Source organism: Enterococcus sp. AZ156 (assembly GCF_051714165.1).
GTDB classification, from domain to species: Bacteria; Bacillota; Bacilli; order Lactobacillales; family Enterococcaceae; genus Enterococcus_B; species Enterococcus_B pernyi.
Map to the genome: position 1 here is coordinate 1,079,345 of NZ_JBIORI010000001.1, position 15,208 is coordinate 1,094,552.

Here is a 15,208-nt window from a genome sequence, read left to right on the forward strand (position 1 = left end):
CATCCTCGCAACTGAATAAATGGTGTTTCAGAAGCAATTCCTTCGTAAATAAGCTAGAAAACCCCAAAGTTTTAAAAATTCGGGTTTTCTAGCTTATTTATCGGAAGTTCATCTATCAATCATGAGTTCTTTTTATTTGGTGGGGTAGTTGAGCCACGGACGATTAATTCTGTATCTAATAGGATTCGTTTCGCAATACCAGGGGAGTGGATACGTTCGTGTAAAAGATTGATGCCTGTTTCGCCCATTTCCTCTGTAAAAGCTCTGACCGTTGAAAGGGGTGGCGTGATGTAGCGAGAAATTGATAAATCATTGATACCCATCACGCTGATCTGTTTAGGTACTTGGATCTGATGAGCATTCAATGTATGGATGATACCGATAGCAAAAGCATCATTTGCGGCTAAAATGGCAGTCGGTAGATCGTCTTGCCATTGTACTAAGGCTTTTTCTGTCAGTGATTCACTCGTTTTGACGTCAAGAGAACTATTTTCTTTTACGAAAAAATATTTTTCGTCGAATAGCTGATGATGTTTCATCATATCGATATACGTATTAGTCGTTGGTGTTTTGTAGGTTCGATACCCGTAGAGATTGGCACTTTCTTCTGCACCGATATAGGCAATCTTTTTATGTCCTAAATCTAAGAGATGAGTAAGTGCGACTTCAGTGGCTTGACCAAAATCAGTATTGACACAGTCATAATCGTGAAAAGGAAAATTTGATCCGACGACGCATAGATTTGGCGCAGTAGTATTTAATTCATCAATTTTTTCTTGCGTGAATTTACCGATTGCTAAGATGCCATCGACTGCTTGGATTTGATGTTGTTCGTTTTGGGAAAAGTTAATGACGTGATAGCCAAGTTCTACTGCACGTTTTTCGGCAGCTAAACGAATGGACATGTAATAAATATCTTCTAGTTCTTCGTCACTCGTGCGCCAAGTAATCAAACCAAGGACACCTTTTTTTTTCAACAGTCCATTTGCTGAGTGGGAATTGCCATTTTTTTTTGCCTTCTTTTTATATTTAGTGTAGTTCAGCTTTTCTGCAATTTCGAAAACTTTACGTTTGGTTTCTTCTGTTGCTGAGAGTGTATCATCATAATTTAAAACGCGTGAAACAGTAGAAATCGATACGCCTGCTTCCTTTGCGATGTCGGTGATCGTCGCCATAAGCTACCTCCGGATAATAGACTTTATTAATTATAGTATAGGTAATTTCAGTAAAAAGGCAAGTAAAAATGTTTATTTTTTTACCAAAAAAATGTTGACTTTTTACTAATTTTAGGTAAAATTTAGTAAAAGAAAACAATTTCATTAGGAGGGGAGCCAAATCAAACGATTTCTCTTCGGATTACAATTCATTTTTATCGTTAGTTTTTGTACAGGATGTCAAACAAATAGCCGACAACAAGAGAAGGCTTTTGAAAATCAAATCAAAGAAGAAATCCAGCAAAAGGCGCATGTTTTTACTGAAAAAGAATATCAGTCAGCAAAGGTTCCATTGCATCAGTGGGTAAAAATCGAAGGAAAAATTATACGATCAGATGGTAAAGAACAAATAGAAAAAGGCGATCGCTTTATTCTGAGAAGTGGTTCCAGTGATTACCAAGTATTCAATGAACAAGCAGCATCAATCAATGTGGGCGATGAAGTGATCGTTTACGGAGAATATTATGGGTTTATCAAAGGATTTTTAATTGAAAGGGAGAATATACATGCAACAATTTCGTACAAAAAAACAATGGCAAGAAAATTTTCGCCAGTTAATGGCACCGTTACGTCCTTATTACAAAAATCAACCGGGTAAATTAAAACTAGGAACACATGGCACCGTCTATTCAGAGGCAACAAGAGAAGTTGAAGCATTTTTACGACCACTCTGGGGATTTGGTCCTTATCTGGTCGACGAAGATGATGCTGAATTAGCATCTGATTATCTGAAAGGAATCATTGCAGGGACTGATCCACAGAGTGATGAGTATTGGGGGACAGTAACAGACTATGACCAGTTGATTGTCGAGATGGCTTCAATAAGTACGACGTTGCTTTTGAATCCTGAAAAAATCTGGGGACGTTTAACTTCGATGGAACAGACGAACTTGGCAGAATGGTTATTCACAGTCAATTCGCATAAAATACCTAAAAATAATTGGTATTTTTTCCGTATCTTGGTGAATATCGCATTGAAAAAATGTGGCAAATCCTATTCACAGCAACAAATCGATCAAGATTTTGAAGTGATCGAGCATTTTTACAATGACAATGGTTGGTATTTTGACGGGGCAGATACGCAATATGATTACTACGTCTCATTTGCGATCCATTATTACAGCTTAGTATATGCCCGTTTTATGGCAGAGGAAGATCCAGTCCGCACAAAACGGATCAAAGAGCGGGCCGTTCTTTTTGCTCAAACATTTAAATATTGGTTTGATGCTAATGGCGAAGCATTACCTTTTGGTCGTAGCTTGACATACCGCTTTGCCCAAGCGAGCTTTTTCAGTGCCTTGGTGTTCGCGGATGTGGAAGCACTCCCTTGGGGTGAGATCAAAGGGTTGCTTAGTCGTCATTTAGAAAACTGGATGGATAAAGAGATTTTCTCGACAGATGGGCTTCTAACTGTTGGATATCATTATCAAAATCTAGTGTTTGGAGAAGGGTATAACGGACCGGGTTCTCCTTATTGGGCAATGAAGAGTTTTCTCTTATTGGCTGTACCTGATGATCATCCGTATTGGCAAGCAGAAATATGTCCACTACAAATTGAAGAAAAGACGCTAGCATTGCCGGAAAGTAAAAATTTTTACCAATACAATCAGTCATTGACGCATCTTCAAGCTTTCCCAGCTGGGCAGTTTGTCAATCAGCAAAGCTTCCCACATGCCAAATATAGTAAATTCGTCTATTCGACACGCTTCGGTTTCAGTGTCCCAAAATCTGATTATAGGTATTACGAAGGTGCTTACGACAGTACGTTAGCTTTGGCAAAAGATGGTCATTATTTCCGTCCGAAAGGGTTAGACCTAGATTTTTCTGTTCTACCTGATCGTATCATCCATGAGTGGTCTCCGTGGGAAGACGTCAAAATTCATTCCACGATCGTTCCACTGGAAAACTGTCATGTCAGAGTTCATGAAATTGAAACAACAGATTCTATACATGCCTATGACGGAGGTTTTAGTGTCCCTCTCGAACAGACTTTGCCAAAAGCAGACACGTTAAGTATCGAAGCAAAAACAAGTATCGGAATCTCAAAGATCGAGGGCATCATCGGGTATGAAAAAGCGGATGTTGTGCGAACGGAACCAAATACGAATCTCTTTTACCCACGTACGATGATACCTTTTGTCTCAGCTGAGATCTCCTCAGGCAAACACTTGCTTGTATCCCTTGTTTCAGGGACTTTACCTGGTGAAACAGTGATCCAGCCAGTTATTGAGCAAAAAGGACAAAAATTACTGATCCAACAAAAGAATCAAACGATCGAACTAACGATTAGATAATGGAGGTAGGAATGACACAATTTGATTGGTTGACACATGAAATTGATTTTGTAACTAATAAAGTCAAAAAAAATCTGACACTTTTTCAAGATACCGTACCACCTGCTACGAGCGTAGACCTTGTCTACGTTCCAGAGGAAAACACGGATTGGACAGCTAGTTTTTGGATAGGGATGCTCTTCCTAGTAAAAGAACTGACGAATGACCAAGCGGTTGATGCAACGATCGAAAAACAATTGGCATCTTTTCGTCAACGCCTTGAAAATGACATTGCGCTTGAAACGCACGATATCGGTTTTTTGTACACACTCTCAGCAGTAGCTGATTATCAAGTGAACCGACGGGAATCTTCAAAAGAATTAGCAATTCAAGCAGCGGATCGGCTGATGAAGCGTTATGACGTTAATACACAGATCATTCAAGCTTGGGGAGATTTAAAGGATGAGCACCAACGTGGGCGTATGATCATCGATTGTCTGATGAACTTACCGCTTCTGTATTTTGCATCTAATATGACGGGAGAGAGCAGTTATAAAGAAGCTGCCTATGCCCATGCCAAACAAACACAACGTTACATCGTTCGTGATAATTTTACGACATATCATACGTATTATTTTGATCCGAAAACTGGCAAAGCAATCGGTGGTAAGACACAACAAGGGTTTTCAGATGATTCTTGTTGGGCGCGTGGGCAAGCATGGGGAATCTATGGCTTTACACTGAGTTATAATCATACAGGTGATTACACGTTTTTAGAAACAGCCAAAAAACTGGCTAACTATTTCATCGACTGCTTACCAGAAGACACTATCTGTTATTGGGATTTAGTATTTCATGATGGCAGTGGTGAAGAAAGAGACACTTCCGCTGCGGCAATCGCGGTGTGTGGTTTATTGGAACTGGCGAAGCAACTGCCATTAAGCGATCCGAAAAAAGAATATTATCAGACTGTTGCTATCACAATTATGAAAACGTTATCAACTAATTATACAAGTGTGGATTCGCCACAATCGAACGGCTTGTTACTTGAAGGAGTCTATGACAAAAAATCAAATAAAGGAGTGAAGGAGTGCATGATCTGGGGGGATTACTACTATGTAGAAGCCATGATAAGACTGAAAAAAGTTTGGTACAGTTACTGGTAAAAAACTAAGATGAAAGAAATGGAGGGAATTGGAATATGAAGTTTTGGAAAAAAAGTTTAGTTACTGGATTACTTGTTAGTGGAGGGCTATGGTTGGGGGCCTGCGGAAATGAAAACCAAGCACAAGATCAAACGGACGGAACGGTGTTGACAGTCAGTACATGGAATTATGATACTACGCCAGAATTTGACAAACTTTTTCGGGCATTTGAAAAGGAAAATCCTGGGGTAACAGTGAAACCAGTAGATATTGCTTCAGATGATTATGATACGAAATTGACCACGATGTTAGCTAGCGGAGATTCGACAGACGTGTTGACGATGAAAAATCTCTTGTCTTATTCAAACTATGCATTAAGAGATCAATTAGTCGATCTATCTTCACACATCAAAGATTTAGACACAGACCCTGCAATGGAAAGCTACGAGATGTATGATATTGATGGAAAAACCTATGCGCAACCGTATCGTACAGACTTTTGGGTGCTTTATTATAATAAAAATTTATTTGATGAGGCAGGATTGCCTTATCCAGATAATTTGACTTGGGAAGAATACGAAGAATTAGCGAAAGAACTTTCAAAACCAGAAGAGCAAGTATACGGTGCATACCAACATACGTGGCGTTCGACTGTTCAAGCGATTGCTGCTGCGCAAAATAATAAAAATCTGGTGGAGCCAGATTATGGATTTTTAGGTGAGTACTATGACCGTGTATTGCGGATGCAAGAAGACCAAGCACAGATGGATTTTGGTACGGCCAAGTCGACGAATGTGACCTATCAATCTCAATTTGAAAACTCCAAGGCAGGCATGATGTATATGGGCTCTTGGTACATGGGCGCTTTGTTGACTAATATCGATGCTGGAACAACAGATGTGGAGTGGGGGATTTCTCAAATGCCACAAAATGAAAAAGGAAAGGAAATCCAAACATTTGGGTCACCAACAGCCTTTGCAATCAATAAGAACTCGAAAGAACAAGAACTAGCGCAAAAATTCCTTGATTTTTGTTCGGGTGAAGCGGGAGCTAAAGTATTAGCAGAAGTAGGTGTAGTACCTTCTTATCGAACAGATGCGATCAATGAGTTGTACTTTAGCCACAACGGAATGCCAAATGACGAAGTCTCACAAACAGCTTTCAAGCCGGAGAAAATCGCTATTGAGTTTCCAGTGGATGAAAACGGACCAGCTATCGATAAGATTTTACAAGAAGAACATGAACTGATTTTAGTAGGAGACGAAACACCAAAAGAAGCAATTGGTAATATGGAAAAACGAGTAAAACAAGAAAGTGAATAAAAAGGTGTGTGGCAATTTTGTCTTGAAGGTGTAAGATTTCTTTCATTTTCATATCAAATAAATAAGGGGGATAAATGATTTTCCTCCGCTATCTTGTCAACTATATGCTGAAGGAGCTTTCTCTGCGCCTTCAGTGTATAGCTAACAGGAATACCTGTTATTGCCTTTAATGAAAGGGGGAGCGTTAAAAGAACCAATTGGTTCTTTTAACATCAAGCTATGGAAGTAACGAAGTCAGCTTCACGTAAACTAAAAAGTAAAAATACATTGATTGCTTGGTCATTTATTGCGCCAAATTTTATTGGATTTTTGATTTTTACTTTAGTACCTGTTGTTTTTTCATTGATTTTAGCCTTTATGAAATGGGATTCCTTTAGTACACCCGAATTTGTTGGTCTGCAAAATTTCACTCGCATGTTATCGGATGATACATTTTGGCTCTCTCTTAAAAACACCTTTTTGTATACGATCGGTGTGGTTCCGTTGACATTGGTATGTTCATTGGGCTTGGCCATTTTATTGAATCAGAAAATCAAAGGAGTCAAATTTTTTCGGACAGCTTTTTTCTTTCCGTATGTCACATCATTAGTGGCAATCGCAGTGGTGTGGAGTATGTTGTTCCATCCTACTATGGGACCGATTAACCAGTTTTTACGTGTGGTTATCGAAAATCCCCCTGGTTGGTTGTCTAGTTCAGATTGGGCATTGACAGCGATCATTATCGTTAGTGTCTGGCGAGGAATGGGGTACTACATGATTTTATACTTAGCTGGCTTACAAGGGATCTCGAAAGAATTGTACGAAGCAGCTGCAATGGATGGTGCGAATAAATGGAAACAATTCATCCACATCACCGTGCCTGCATTGCGCCCAACAACCTTTTTTGTGACGATCATGTTGGTTATCAACTGCTTCAAGATTTTTGACCTTGTTCAAGTGATGACTGATGGAGGACCGGGGCGTGCGACCAATGTGTTAGTTTATCAAGTTTATAGTGAAGCGTTCGTAAAATTCAATTTCGGCTATGCTTCAGCGATTGCTATGGTCTTGTTTGTCATCGTCCTTGTGATTACAGTCATCCAGTTTAAATGGAATCAGATTCGAGAGAAAGTGTAAAGGAGGAAAACGGATGAATAATCGATCAGAAAAAAAATCATTTCATAAAATTTTAGTATTTACGTTACTTCTAATTTTTTCACTGCTCACTTTGATCCCTTTTATCTGGATGATCTCTGCGTCATTCAAAGCAAACAATGATGTCTTTTCGGTTCCGATCCAATGGATACCTAAAACCTGGCATCCAGAAAACTATTCGGTCATTTGGACACGCATTCCATTATTGACCTTTTTCAAAAATACAGCTATTTTAAGTATCGTGATTACGCTGATCCAGTTATTTACATCAAGCTTTGCTGCTTATGGATTTTCCAAAATGCACTTTAAAGGAAGAAACCTCCTTTTTCTTGCATATATTGGTACGATCGCTGTTCCATGGCAATCCTATATGATCCCACAATTTATCATGATGCGGCAATTAGGATTATCTGATACGTTACTTTCTTTGATTTTGTTACAAGCATTTAGTGCGTTTGGCGTATTTTTATTGAAACAATACTATAGTAGTATTCCGGATTCACTTTGCGAAAGTGCAAGAATCGATGGATTATCCGAATGGGGCATCTATCGCAGGATCATCTTACCATTGACTAAACCAGCTTTGGCTAGTTTGACGATCATCACTTTTGTCAATACATGGAATGACTACATGGGACCTTTTATTTATCTGTCATCTACAGAAAATAAAACGATCCAATTAGGATTAAAAATGTTCGTCGGATTGTATGATACGGAATATGCCTTGATCATGGCAGCGTCTGTGTTGTCTGTTTTACCAGTTGCGATCGTCTTTTTAGCCATGCAAAAATATTTTGTTGAAGGTATTGCTTCTTCTGGGGTCAAAGGATAGAAAGGAAAGGCTATGTTTAAAAAGCAAACATTTGAAACGAATGTTTACATGAAGCTGTTTCGTTTAGCATATAGTTTTCTGGCGGGTAATTTATGCTTATTACTTGTGAATCTCCCATTTTTTTTAGTCGTAGTAACTACTGCAATCGATATCAGGAATAGCCTCTTTTTCTTAGGAAGTCTGTTTTTTTTCTTACCTGCCACCATGACAACTTTTGCCTGGTTTGTCGAGGGAATCCAAGAAAATGAAGTACCAGTCAAAACTTTTTTTCAATTGTATCGCTCGTTATGGAAAAAAAGTATGTACTTAGGTGGTCCAGGATATCTTGTAATCGTGATTTCTTTTGTCGATATCCTGTTTTTCATGGACCAACCAATCGGAAAATGGCTCATTCCTTTCTTTTTTATATTCATTATCTTGGCCATTAATCTGATGATCAATAATTTTTATCTCCAAGTGAAAAATCCAGAAATCTCCATACGAAAAATCTACCATGTCTCTTTCTATTATGTAGTGAGAAAATGGTACATTAGTTTATTGAATACTGTGTTGGTGTTTCTTTTGTTGGTCGTGATGGTCGTTAAGCCCCAATTTGGTTTCTTGGTCACACCCTGCTTATTTTTAGGTTTGATTTATTTGAACTGCAAGCAGACGTATCGCTATCTAAATCAAAATAAGTAGCTGTTAACACATAAAAAATGAAAACGAATAGGCCCCCAAAGGTTAGACCAAAAAATCTAACTTTTGGGGGCTAATCATTTCAAATAGTATTCATTTATCGGTGGCTGGAAGATTTCGAAAAAAGGTCAATAGATCCTAAAATCGAAAGCTTTTTCCGACCAATAGCCATAGGACAAGTGGTATCAGCATAAGCCCACTTGCTATCATGATCCAATCGATTGAAAGCATATCTGCTAATGGACCTAGGATCAACATCGTAGCTGGAGAAGCACTACTGATCGCCATCGTTACTAAGCTCATAACACGCCCCATATGTGCGTTATCCGTTTTTGCTTGAAAGAATGAAACCATAGCAGTTCGTGAGATGGGCACAATAAAACCAATTGCTACCATCATGACGAAATACAACCAAAAACTTGATGTGATACCTAATATAAAAAAAGGAAGGATCAATAATGAATAGCCTAAAGCAATCGTTTTGATTTTATTTTTGAAACCTCCCCAAGTACTCATCACAGATCCTCCAACTAACATCCCAGCAGCAAAACCAATCTCAATGGCTGATAGCTGCCATAGTCCGTCATGAAAATTACGAGTGATTTGTAAAGGCGCTAAATTTGCAGTAGGTGTAGAAAATATACTGCCCATAAAACCAACAAGGATCAGTGCGAGCAGGATTTTATGAGTACGGAGGTATTTGATACCTGAGTTTATTTCGGATAACATGTTTATTTTATTTGTTTCTTGAGATTTCATTGGAGAAACTGTTACTCGAAAAAACAGCATAGTCACACCGATAACCGCTGTCACAAAGTCGATCATCAATATCATCTCTAAAGGTAAAACTGTCAGTAATGTTGCTGCTAATGCAGGACTTGCAAGCATCATCACAGCTTGGATCGTTTGATCAATGCCGTTGATCCGTACTAAGTGCTTTTCTTTGGCAATTTGTGGAATGAGCGAAGAGACAGCAGGCGTTTGAAATCCTTGACCTACAGAGCGAATGAATATCAGTCCCAATAATAAGAAAAGATTATGCTCCATTTCTTTGTTTATCATCAATAAAATCGCCATGAACAAAGAAGCAAGTGCAACGCAGCTATCAGATAAAATAGCGATTTTTTTTCGGTCGTAATGATCAGCAAGTGCTCCTGCAAAAGGCATGACCAGCACCATTGGTAAGATGCCAATAGCGTTCATCAAACCAACCATCGTTCCTGATTGGGTTGATAATGTGACATGCCAAATAATAGCATACTGTACCAACATCGTTCCGATCATTGAGATGGCTTGCGATGTTAGTAAGTATGCTATGTTCGTTTTCCAATTCTTTTCATCATAAATAATTTTTGACATTTGTATTCTCTCCCTTTTGATATAAATCATGTGTTTAACAATTTATATGCCCAAAAGGGTTTTTCGGAGAATGTGTCCTAATTGCTGTCACGAATTTATCATATCTAAAAAAATTTGTAAAGAACAAATAGGAGGGAAGTATTTATGCATACGATTATGATACTAAAAAGATCTTTTATTAGGAATGTAATAAATAACAATGTAAAAATGATAGGATGAGTTGCGTAATAAATTGATCTAAGAGATAGTAGTGAAATTTAATCCTTAAATATAAAGATGAATCAACCGCATTGATTTTGGATTTCCCAAAAATGAGCAACTATTAAATAACGATTTATTTTGATGGAGAAGTAGCTGATAAATTGTTTAGAGGATGTTTCTCAGTTTTTCGTTTTTTGATTGTCTTTGACGTATCTATTAAATAGAGAAGCGAAACTTTATTTTTGAAAGGAAAAGAGGGATAGATGAGAAACCGAACAAACAAACAACTTGTAATAGGTATGGCAGTGCTGATCAGTTTGGTAATGATTGGAATCGGCGGGAAAGTATACATGGATAACAGGGAAGAAAGAAAAGCGCAAGAATTGTTAGCAGTAGAGAAACAATCGGTACGAGTATTAAAAAATACATTTGCGGATATTGCAGAGATAAAATTTGAAGGTTCTGCTAAAAATGACATGACTGGTTCGTATAGATTATTTGTAACAATGAAAAATCTAAAAGGACAATCAGTTTATTTTTCGTATGGATTTTGGAAAGAATCTAATAAGTTAGGGGAACTTGGTGTCGAGGATAGAGCAATACAAATAAAAGGTATTACTAAAAATAAAATAAGGGTGATTTATACTAGTGAGGAGGAAGAAGAGATTTGACAATTACAGACCAAGATTATCAAACTTATAGTGATGTCGTTTATTGGACAGATCCTAACAATAAAAAGAAATATGATTCTAGCTTAAAAGAAGGAGCTATACGCGACTTTAATGGTACCGAATTCAAAATACTAAAACTCAAAGAAAACTCTAAAACAGATGGCATGCAAGCTGTGGCAGTTGCTCCGTTGGACGAAAAAGGGAACGTTGATACTTCCCAATTAGTGATTTCTTATGCAGGAACAAATACATCAGATATTAAGGATATAGAAAATGAAAAAACGAACGAATAAACAACTGTTAATAAGTATCACAGTAATGCTTAGTTTGGTAATAATTGTAATTGGAGGGAAAGTATATATGGATAAGAGAGAAGAACGAAAAGCGCAAGAATTGTTAGCAGTCGAGAAGCAATCGGTCCAAGTATTAAAAAATACATTTGCGGATATTGCAGAGGTTAAATTTGAACGTTCTGCTAAAAATGATATGACGGGTTCTTATGGATTGTTTGTAACAATGAAAAACACCAAAGGACAATCAGTTTATTTTTCATATGGTTTTTGGAAAGAAAATGATGATATAGGGGATTATGGATTAGAAAATGAAGAGGTTCAAAAAGTAGGGATAACTAATGAAAAAATCAAAATAATTTATACAAATGGAGAGGAGGAAATACTTTGAGCAATACAGATGAACAATATAAAATTTTAATGATAGAGTTTATTGGATAGATCCGAATGATAAAAAGAAATATGATTCCACATATAAAGAAGGTTCTATAAAAGTTGTTGAAGGTTATAAATTCAAAATACTAAAACTCAAAGAAAACTCTAAAACAGATGGCATGCAAGCTATGGCAGTCGCTTCGTTGGATGAAAAAGGGAACGTTGATACTTCCCAATTAGTGATTTCTTATGCAGGAACAAATACATCAGATATTAAGGATATAGAAAATGAAAAAACGAATGAATAAACAACTGTTAATAGGTATCACAGTAATAATCAGTTTGGTAATAATCGTAATTGGAGGGAAAGTATATATGGATAAGAGAGAAGAAAGAAAAGCACAAGAATTATTGATCGCAGAAAAAGAATCGGTCCAAGCTTTGAAAAATACATTTGCGGATATTGTAGAAGTGAAAATTGAGGATACAGCTTATAACAATATGACAGGTTCATATAGAATGCTTGTGACTATGAAGAATATCAAAGACCAATCTGTTTATTTTTCGTATGGATTTGGAAAGCATAGCCGAAAAATGGGGGATTACGGAATAGAAAATAGCAGTGTACAGATTGAAGGAATTACAAAAAATAAAGTCAAAATAATTCATTCAAATGGTAAGGTGGACTATGTATGAAAATTACAGATAAAAATTATAACAAATTAAATGAAGTAGTGTATAGAATAGACCCTAACCATCTTTACTATGATCCTACTTTAAAAGAAGGAGAAATACGGAAATTTAGCGGGACTACATTCAAAATACTAAAACTTAAAGAAAACTCTAAAACAGATGGCATGCAAGCTATGGCAGTTGCTCCGCTGGATGAAAAAGGGAATGTTGATACTTCCCAAGTAGTGATTTCTTATGCAGGAACAAATACATCAGATTTTAAGGATATAGAAACAGATATACGAACGATTGGTGGTTTTTTTGATAAAACAGTTAGTCCGGGTTTTTCTATGACACCTAGTCAAGCACGTGTTTCAGGGCAATTGACGTCAGCTACTGAGTTTGCGAAAGAGGTAAAGAATGAGTATAAAGATGCCGAAATTTCTACAACTGGACATTCATTAGGACAGTATCTAGCCTTGTATGTCGCAGCTGAAAACCAATGGAAAAATGTTGGGTTCAATGGACCAGATCCTTACGAACTATTATCTCCAGAATCCAAAAAATGGATAAAGGAAAATCCGGGGATGTTGACGAATTATCGTAATCGTGGGGATGAATTGCTTGGCAATCTCATGGGAGATGGAACAGGCGCAGAAATAAAAATAAGCATGGAAATGGGGTTAATGAATCCGTTTGATTATCATGGTTTAGATATTTGGAGGTTTGATAAATACGGAAATCTGATCATTCCAGAGAACGACTATAATACGAAAGCAAGTATACAACAGGAAAAACATAAAGCAATGAGTGATTTCTCAAGTCATTTGGGAACGTTGAAAAAATGGCGTGAGAAGTTTACTGCGAGTGGAGGACATTTATCAGCGAATGAGCGAATTTATTTGAATCATAGTCAAACAAAGGTAGTTGTAGAAACAATGGGACGAAAGACTAAAAGTGCAATGGAAAAAGTCATTCGAATCAATCAGAGTAGTATTGAACGAATCGAAATGAATTGGGCAGAAGAGCTACGAAGAGCGGAACATGCTGCACCTTCTTTGACTGCTTGGGAAGTAAAAGAAACATTGGCATCTGTTGGCGTGACATGGGAAACACACGTAATGACGCCAAAGGAAAAGTGTCAACAAAGAATCCAAAAAGCCAGACGAAAAGGCCAGACGAAAAGGCGAACGCTATGACGAATTGGCGAAAGAAATCAAAAATAAAATCGATGATTTAGTCGCACGAGATCAAGAATTAGCCAATCAACTAAAGGGATGAGGGAAGAAAATGACGATTGAAGAGTTGCAAGCAGACTATCAGAGAAAACGAATCAAACTAGAAGAAGAGGAAGACTTGTTGCGATATTTCAACCGAAAAGGAGAAGAAGTAGTTGAACAATCTGAACAACTGTTAAGGCGAAGTCTAAATGGTTTAGCCCGTGATAACGAACCACTGATGAGAGCAAGGAAACAATATCAAATTGCAGAAGAACAATATAAGACAGCATTAAATTCAGAACGACGTCAGTTACATCAACGATTTGATGATTTAGAACGAGAGTATCAAGCGGCTTATCGAAAGTTAAATCAGTGATAAAAGAGCAATAATTACATAAAAACATACCCACATGTCATTTTAAATGGATCAATAATGCGTAGCTTGTGGTTGAGGAGAAATTATACTAAAAGTTCATTCTGCTTTACTCAATGAAAGTGGAGTTTTGAAATTCGAATTTTCTATATTTGGCAATTGTCTCATATAGATTAGTCTATAAAAATGTATCAATCAAAAGAGGAATTTAAGAATGATTGAGGAGCGCTTTCGTTGGTTATAGCGTAAAGTCTCTCAAAAATAAGAGGTAGATAAGGAGGAAACTAGTTTGTCAAAATATATAATCTCTATAAATTAGATGTTAGATAACTTTATCTTGAGGAACTAATTATAGATTTTTGGCAACGAGAAGTCATGGATGAATTAGAAGATTTGTTAAATGAATTAAGAAAAACTTTAGAGCGATGGAATGTCCAAACTGTGGGAATTGCCATGCAGGGAAATTTAGCGGCAGAAAAGAAAACGACGGATAAAACCCATAAGGATGCGGTAAAGGAAGCGGAAAATTCATTTTCTAGTAGTCGTGATCAGTTAGAAAATTCTTTAAAAGGAGGATTTGCCAAAAAGGTAATAGAAGTATTCGATGAACAAGAAAAAGAATTGAAAGTGTTTGAATAAATCAGTGTTATCATGAGAATAATAAGTGTTAGTTTGGCGGGCTGTTCACTCTGTGTTTCTTTTTATAATTGATTTATCCGAACTGCAAGCTACCTCGTCCAACAAGTGGAGTTAAAATGTAAAAAAGAACTTGAGAAAACGATTTGTTTTCCCAAGTTCTTTTTCGATGTTGGATGATGGATTTCGTTTCAAAAAACACGCTATGCATTAGTCTAAAGTATCAAGCCATTGCTTGGCATGGGTCAACTCATCCATTGTCAATTGATGTCCTTGATCTGTGATTTGTGTTGTTACTTTGGCGCCTCGTGAATCAAATTCGCGAACTAAATAACTAAATGAAGTATTAGAAACGATTGGATCTCCTTCGCCAAAGGATAACCAGACAGAAGTGTCAGGGAGTTCTGATTTTTCCTGATAGTCATCTAAGGACATCGGGTGAAAGAAGAGCCCTTTTTTTAGTTCTGTCTGTTGAGCCAACATGATATGAGCGGCAATATTTGCTCCGTTTGAAAAACCAACAACGATCCAATCAGTTAATGGGATATCCTGTAAGTGACTGATTTCCTTGATTTTATTATATAGTTTTGTAGATTCTTCAGCTAAACTGTCATAGTCGAATTGGTTCAAGCCGTTTCTTTTGAAAAAACGATTCAAGCCTTGCTCGTTGATATTCCCCCTAAAGGATAAAAGCGTACTTTCAGGTGCAAGAAACTCTGCAATTTCCAAAAGTGAGTGTTCGTCGCCGCCAGTTCCATGAAGTAGAATTAATTTTTTTTGTGTTGCTTTTCCTTGTCTATAAAGATACTTCAA

At 37.1% G+C, this 15,208-nt stretch carries 16 protein-coding genes and 1 pseudogene; 14 read left to right on the plus strand and 3 right to left on the minus strand.

The features are described 5' to 3' along the window. Window positions 1–119 precede the first annotated feature (119 nt). On the minus strand, window positions 120–1,175 hold the full coding sequence (locus IGJ95_RS05220) for a LacI family DNA-binding transcriptional regulator (protein WP_153830364.1): 1,056 nt from the start codon (window positions 1,173–1,175) through the stop codon (window positions 120–122). A gap of 331 nt (window positions 1,176–1,506) precedes the next feature. On the opposite strand from IGJ95_RS05220, the gene IGJ95_RS05225 reads away from it, so the two are divergent. The 7 genes from IGJ95_RS05225 to IGJ95_RS05255 all read left to right on the plus strand — a co-directional run bounded on the left by IGJ95_RS05225 (window position 1,507) and on the right by IGJ95_RS05255 (window position 8,601). After that, on the plus strand, window positions 1,507–1,812 hold the full coding sequence (locus IGJ95_RS05225) for a hypothetical protein (RefSeq protein ID WP_023519435.1): 306 nt from the start codon (window positions 1,507–1,509) through the stop codon (window positions 1,810–1,812). Next, window positions 1,721–3,508 (plus strand): DUF2264 domain-containing protein, encoded by a 1,788-nt coding sequence (locus tag IGJ95_RS05230; protein WP_153830365.1) that lies wholly within the window; start codon window positions 1,721–1,723, stop codon window positions 3,506–3,508. Before IGJ95_RS05225 ends, IGJ95_RS05230 begins: the two co-directional genes overlap by 92 nt. Window positions 3,509–3,519: 11 nt before the next feature. After that, complete coding sequence (locus IGJ95_RS05235; RefSeq protein WP_153830366.1) at window positions 3,520–4,653, plus strand: glycoside hydrolase family 88 protein; 1,134 nt, start codon at window positions 3,520–3,522, stop codon at window positions 4,651–4,653. Between the two features lie 35 nt (window positions 4,654–4,688). Then, complete coding sequence (locus IGJ95_RS05240; RefSeq protein ID WP_010735826.1) at window positions 4,689–5,954, plus strand: ABC transporter substrate-binding protein; 1,266 nt, start codon at window positions 4,689–4,691, stop codon at window positions 5,952–5,954. A 219-nt stretch (window positions 5,955–6,173) separates the two neighbouring features. Continuing rightward, window positions 6,174–7,070, plus strand: coding sequence for a carbohydrate ABC transporter permease (locus tag IGJ95_RS05245; protein ID WP_438761525.1), 897 nt, complete (start codon window positions 6,174–6,176; stop codon window positions 7,068–7,070). 13 nt (window positions 7,071–7,083) lie between these two features. Then, complete coding sequence (locus IGJ95_RS05250) at window positions 7,084–7,920, plus strand: carbohydrate ABC transporter permease (RefSeq protein ID WP_019724157.1); 837 nt, start codon at window positions 7,084–7,086, stop codon at window positions 7,918–7,920. 12 nt (window positions 7,921–7,932) lie between these two features. Further along, window positions 7,933–8,601 (plus strand): DUF624 domain-containing protein, encoded by a 669-nt coding sequence (locus tag IGJ95_RS05255; RefSeq protein WP_062805430.1) that lies wholly within the window; start codon window positions 7,933–7,935, stop codon window positions 8,599–8,601. Window positions 8,602–8,736: 135 nt separating this feature from the next. Here IGJ95_RS05255 and IGJ95_RS05260 read toward each other — a convergent pair whose 3' ends face one another. After that, window positions 8,737–9,957 (minus strand): MFS transporter, encoded by a 1,221-nt coding sequence (locus tag IGJ95_RS05260; protein ID WP_438761527.1) that lies wholly within the window; start codon window positions 9,955–9,957, stop codon window positions 8,737–8,739. Between the two features lie 464 nt (window positions 9,958–10,421). Here IGJ95_RS05260 and IGJ95_RS05265 point away from each other — a divergent pair, with 464 nt between their 5' ends. From IGJ95_RS05265 to IGJ95_RS05295, 7 genes and pseudogenes are all read left to right on the plus strand, one after another. Then, on the plus strand, window positions 10,422–10,829 hold the full coding sequence (locus tag IGJ95_RS05265) for a hypothetical protein (RefSeq protein ID WP_096081457.1): 408 nt from the start codon (window positions 10,422–10,424) through the stop codon (window positions 10,827–10,829). After that, window positions 10,826–11,122 carry a hypothetical protein gene (locus tag IGJ95_RS05270; RefSeq protein ID WP_194928341.1) on the plus strand — a complete coding sequence of 99 codons (297 nt, stop codon included), beginning with the start codon at window positions 10,826–10,828 and terminating at the stop codon, window positions 11,120–11,122. Before IGJ95_RS05265 ends, IGJ95_RS05270 begins: the two co-directional genes overlap by 4 nt. Beyond that, on the plus strand, window positions 11,103–11,510 hold the full coding sequence (locus IGJ95_RS05275) for a hypothetical protein (RefSeq protein ID WP_096081458.1): 408 nt from the start codon (window positions 11,103–11,105) through the stop codon (window positions 11,508–11,510). The genes IGJ95_RS05270 and IGJ95_RS05275 overlap by 20 nt, the downstream gene beginning before the upstream one ends. Window positions 11,511–11,782: 272 nt before the next feature. Beyond that, the gene (locus IGJ95_RS05280; protein ID WP_041684184.1) at window positions 11,783–12,190 is read left to right on the plus strand and encodes a hypothetical protein; all 408 of its coding nucleotides are present in this window, start codon (window positions 11,783–11,785) and stop codon (window positions 12,188–12,190) included. Beyond that, window positions 12,187–13,447: pseudogene (locus IGJ95_RS05285) on the plus strand (lipase). The gene IGJ95_RS05280 and the pseudogene IGJ95_RS05285 overlap by 4 nt, the downstream one beginning before the upstream one ends. Window positions 13,448–13,456: 9 nt before the next feature. After that, complete coding sequence (locus IGJ95_RS05290; protein WP_023519445.1) at window positions 13,457–13,762, plus strand: hypothetical protein; 306 nt, start codon at window positions 13,457–13,459, stop codon at window positions 13,760–13,762. A 372-nt stretch (window positions 13,763–14,134) separates the two neighbouring features. After that, window positions 14,135–14,398 (plus strand): hypothetical protein, encoded by a 264-nt coding sequence (locus IGJ95_RS05295; protein ID WP_010735819.1) that lies wholly within the window; start codon window positions 14,135–14,137, stop codon window positions 14,396–14,398. A 207-nt stretch (window positions 14,399–14,605) separates the two neighbouring features. Here the strand turns inward: IGJ95_RS05295 and IGJ95_RS05300 are convergent, their stop codons facing one another. Beyond that, window positions 14,606–15,208, minus strand: coding sequence for an alpha/beta hydrolase (locus tag IGJ95_RS05300; protein ID WP_153830369.1), 603 nt, complete (start codon window positions 15,206–15,208; stop codon window positions 14,606–14,608).

Excerpts from the sequence above, each read along its gene's own strand:
- IGJ95_RS05265 (WP_096081457.1), top strand. The coding sequence starts at position 10,422 with ATGAGAAACCGAACAAACAAACAACTTGTAATAGGTATGGCAGTGCTG.
- IGJ95_RS05255 (WP_062805430.1), top strand. The coding sequence starts at position 7,933 with ATGTTTAAAAAGCAAACATTTGAAACGAATGTTTACATGAAGCTGTTT.
- IGJ95_RS05245 (WP_438761525.1), top strand. The coding sequence starts at position 6,174 with ATGGAAGTAACGAAGTCAGCTTCACGTAAACTAAAAAGTAAAAATACA.
- IGJ95_RS05290 (WP_023519445.1), top strand. The coding sequence starts at position 13,457 with ATGACGATTGAAGAGTTGCAAGCAGACTATCAGAGAAAACGAATCAAA.
- IGJ95_RS05260 (WP_438761527.1), bottom strand. The coding sequence starts at position 9,957 with ATGTCAAAAATTATTTATGATGAAAAGAATTGGAAAACGAACATAGCA.
- IGJ95_RS05240 (WP_010735826.1), top strand. The coding sequence starts at position 4,689 with ATGAAGTTTTGGAAAAAAAGTTTAGTTACTGGATTACTTGTTAGTGGA.
- IGJ95_RS05275 (WP_096081458.1), top strand. The coding sequence starts at position 11,103 with ATGAAAAAACGAACGAATAAACAACTGTTAATAAGTATCACAGTAATG.
- IGJ95_RS05235 (WP_153830366.1), top strand. The coding sequence starts at position 3,520 with ATGACACAATTTGATTGGTTGACACATGAAATTGATTTTGTAACTAAT.
- IGJ95_RS05295 (WP_010735819.1), top strand. The coding sequence starts at position 14,135 with ATGGATGAATTAGAAGATTTGTTAAATGAATTAAGAAAAACTTTAGAG.
- IGJ95_RS05230 (WP_153830365.1), top strand. The coding sequence starts at position 1,721 with ATGCAACAATTTCGTACAAAAAAACAATGGCAAGAAAATTTTCGCCAG.
- IGJ95_RS05280 (WP_041684184.1), top strand. The coding sequence starts at position 11,783 with ATGAAAAAACGAATGAATAAACAACTGTTAATAGGTATCACAGTAATA.
- IGJ95_RS05250 (WP_019724157.1), top strand. The coding sequence starts at position 7,084 with ATGAATAATCGATCAGAAAAAAAATCATTTCATAAAATTTTAGTATTT.
- IGJ95_RS05220 (WP_153830364.1), bottom strand. The coding sequence starts at position 1,175 with ATGGCGACGATCACCGACATCGCAAAGGAAGCAGGCGTATCGATTTCT.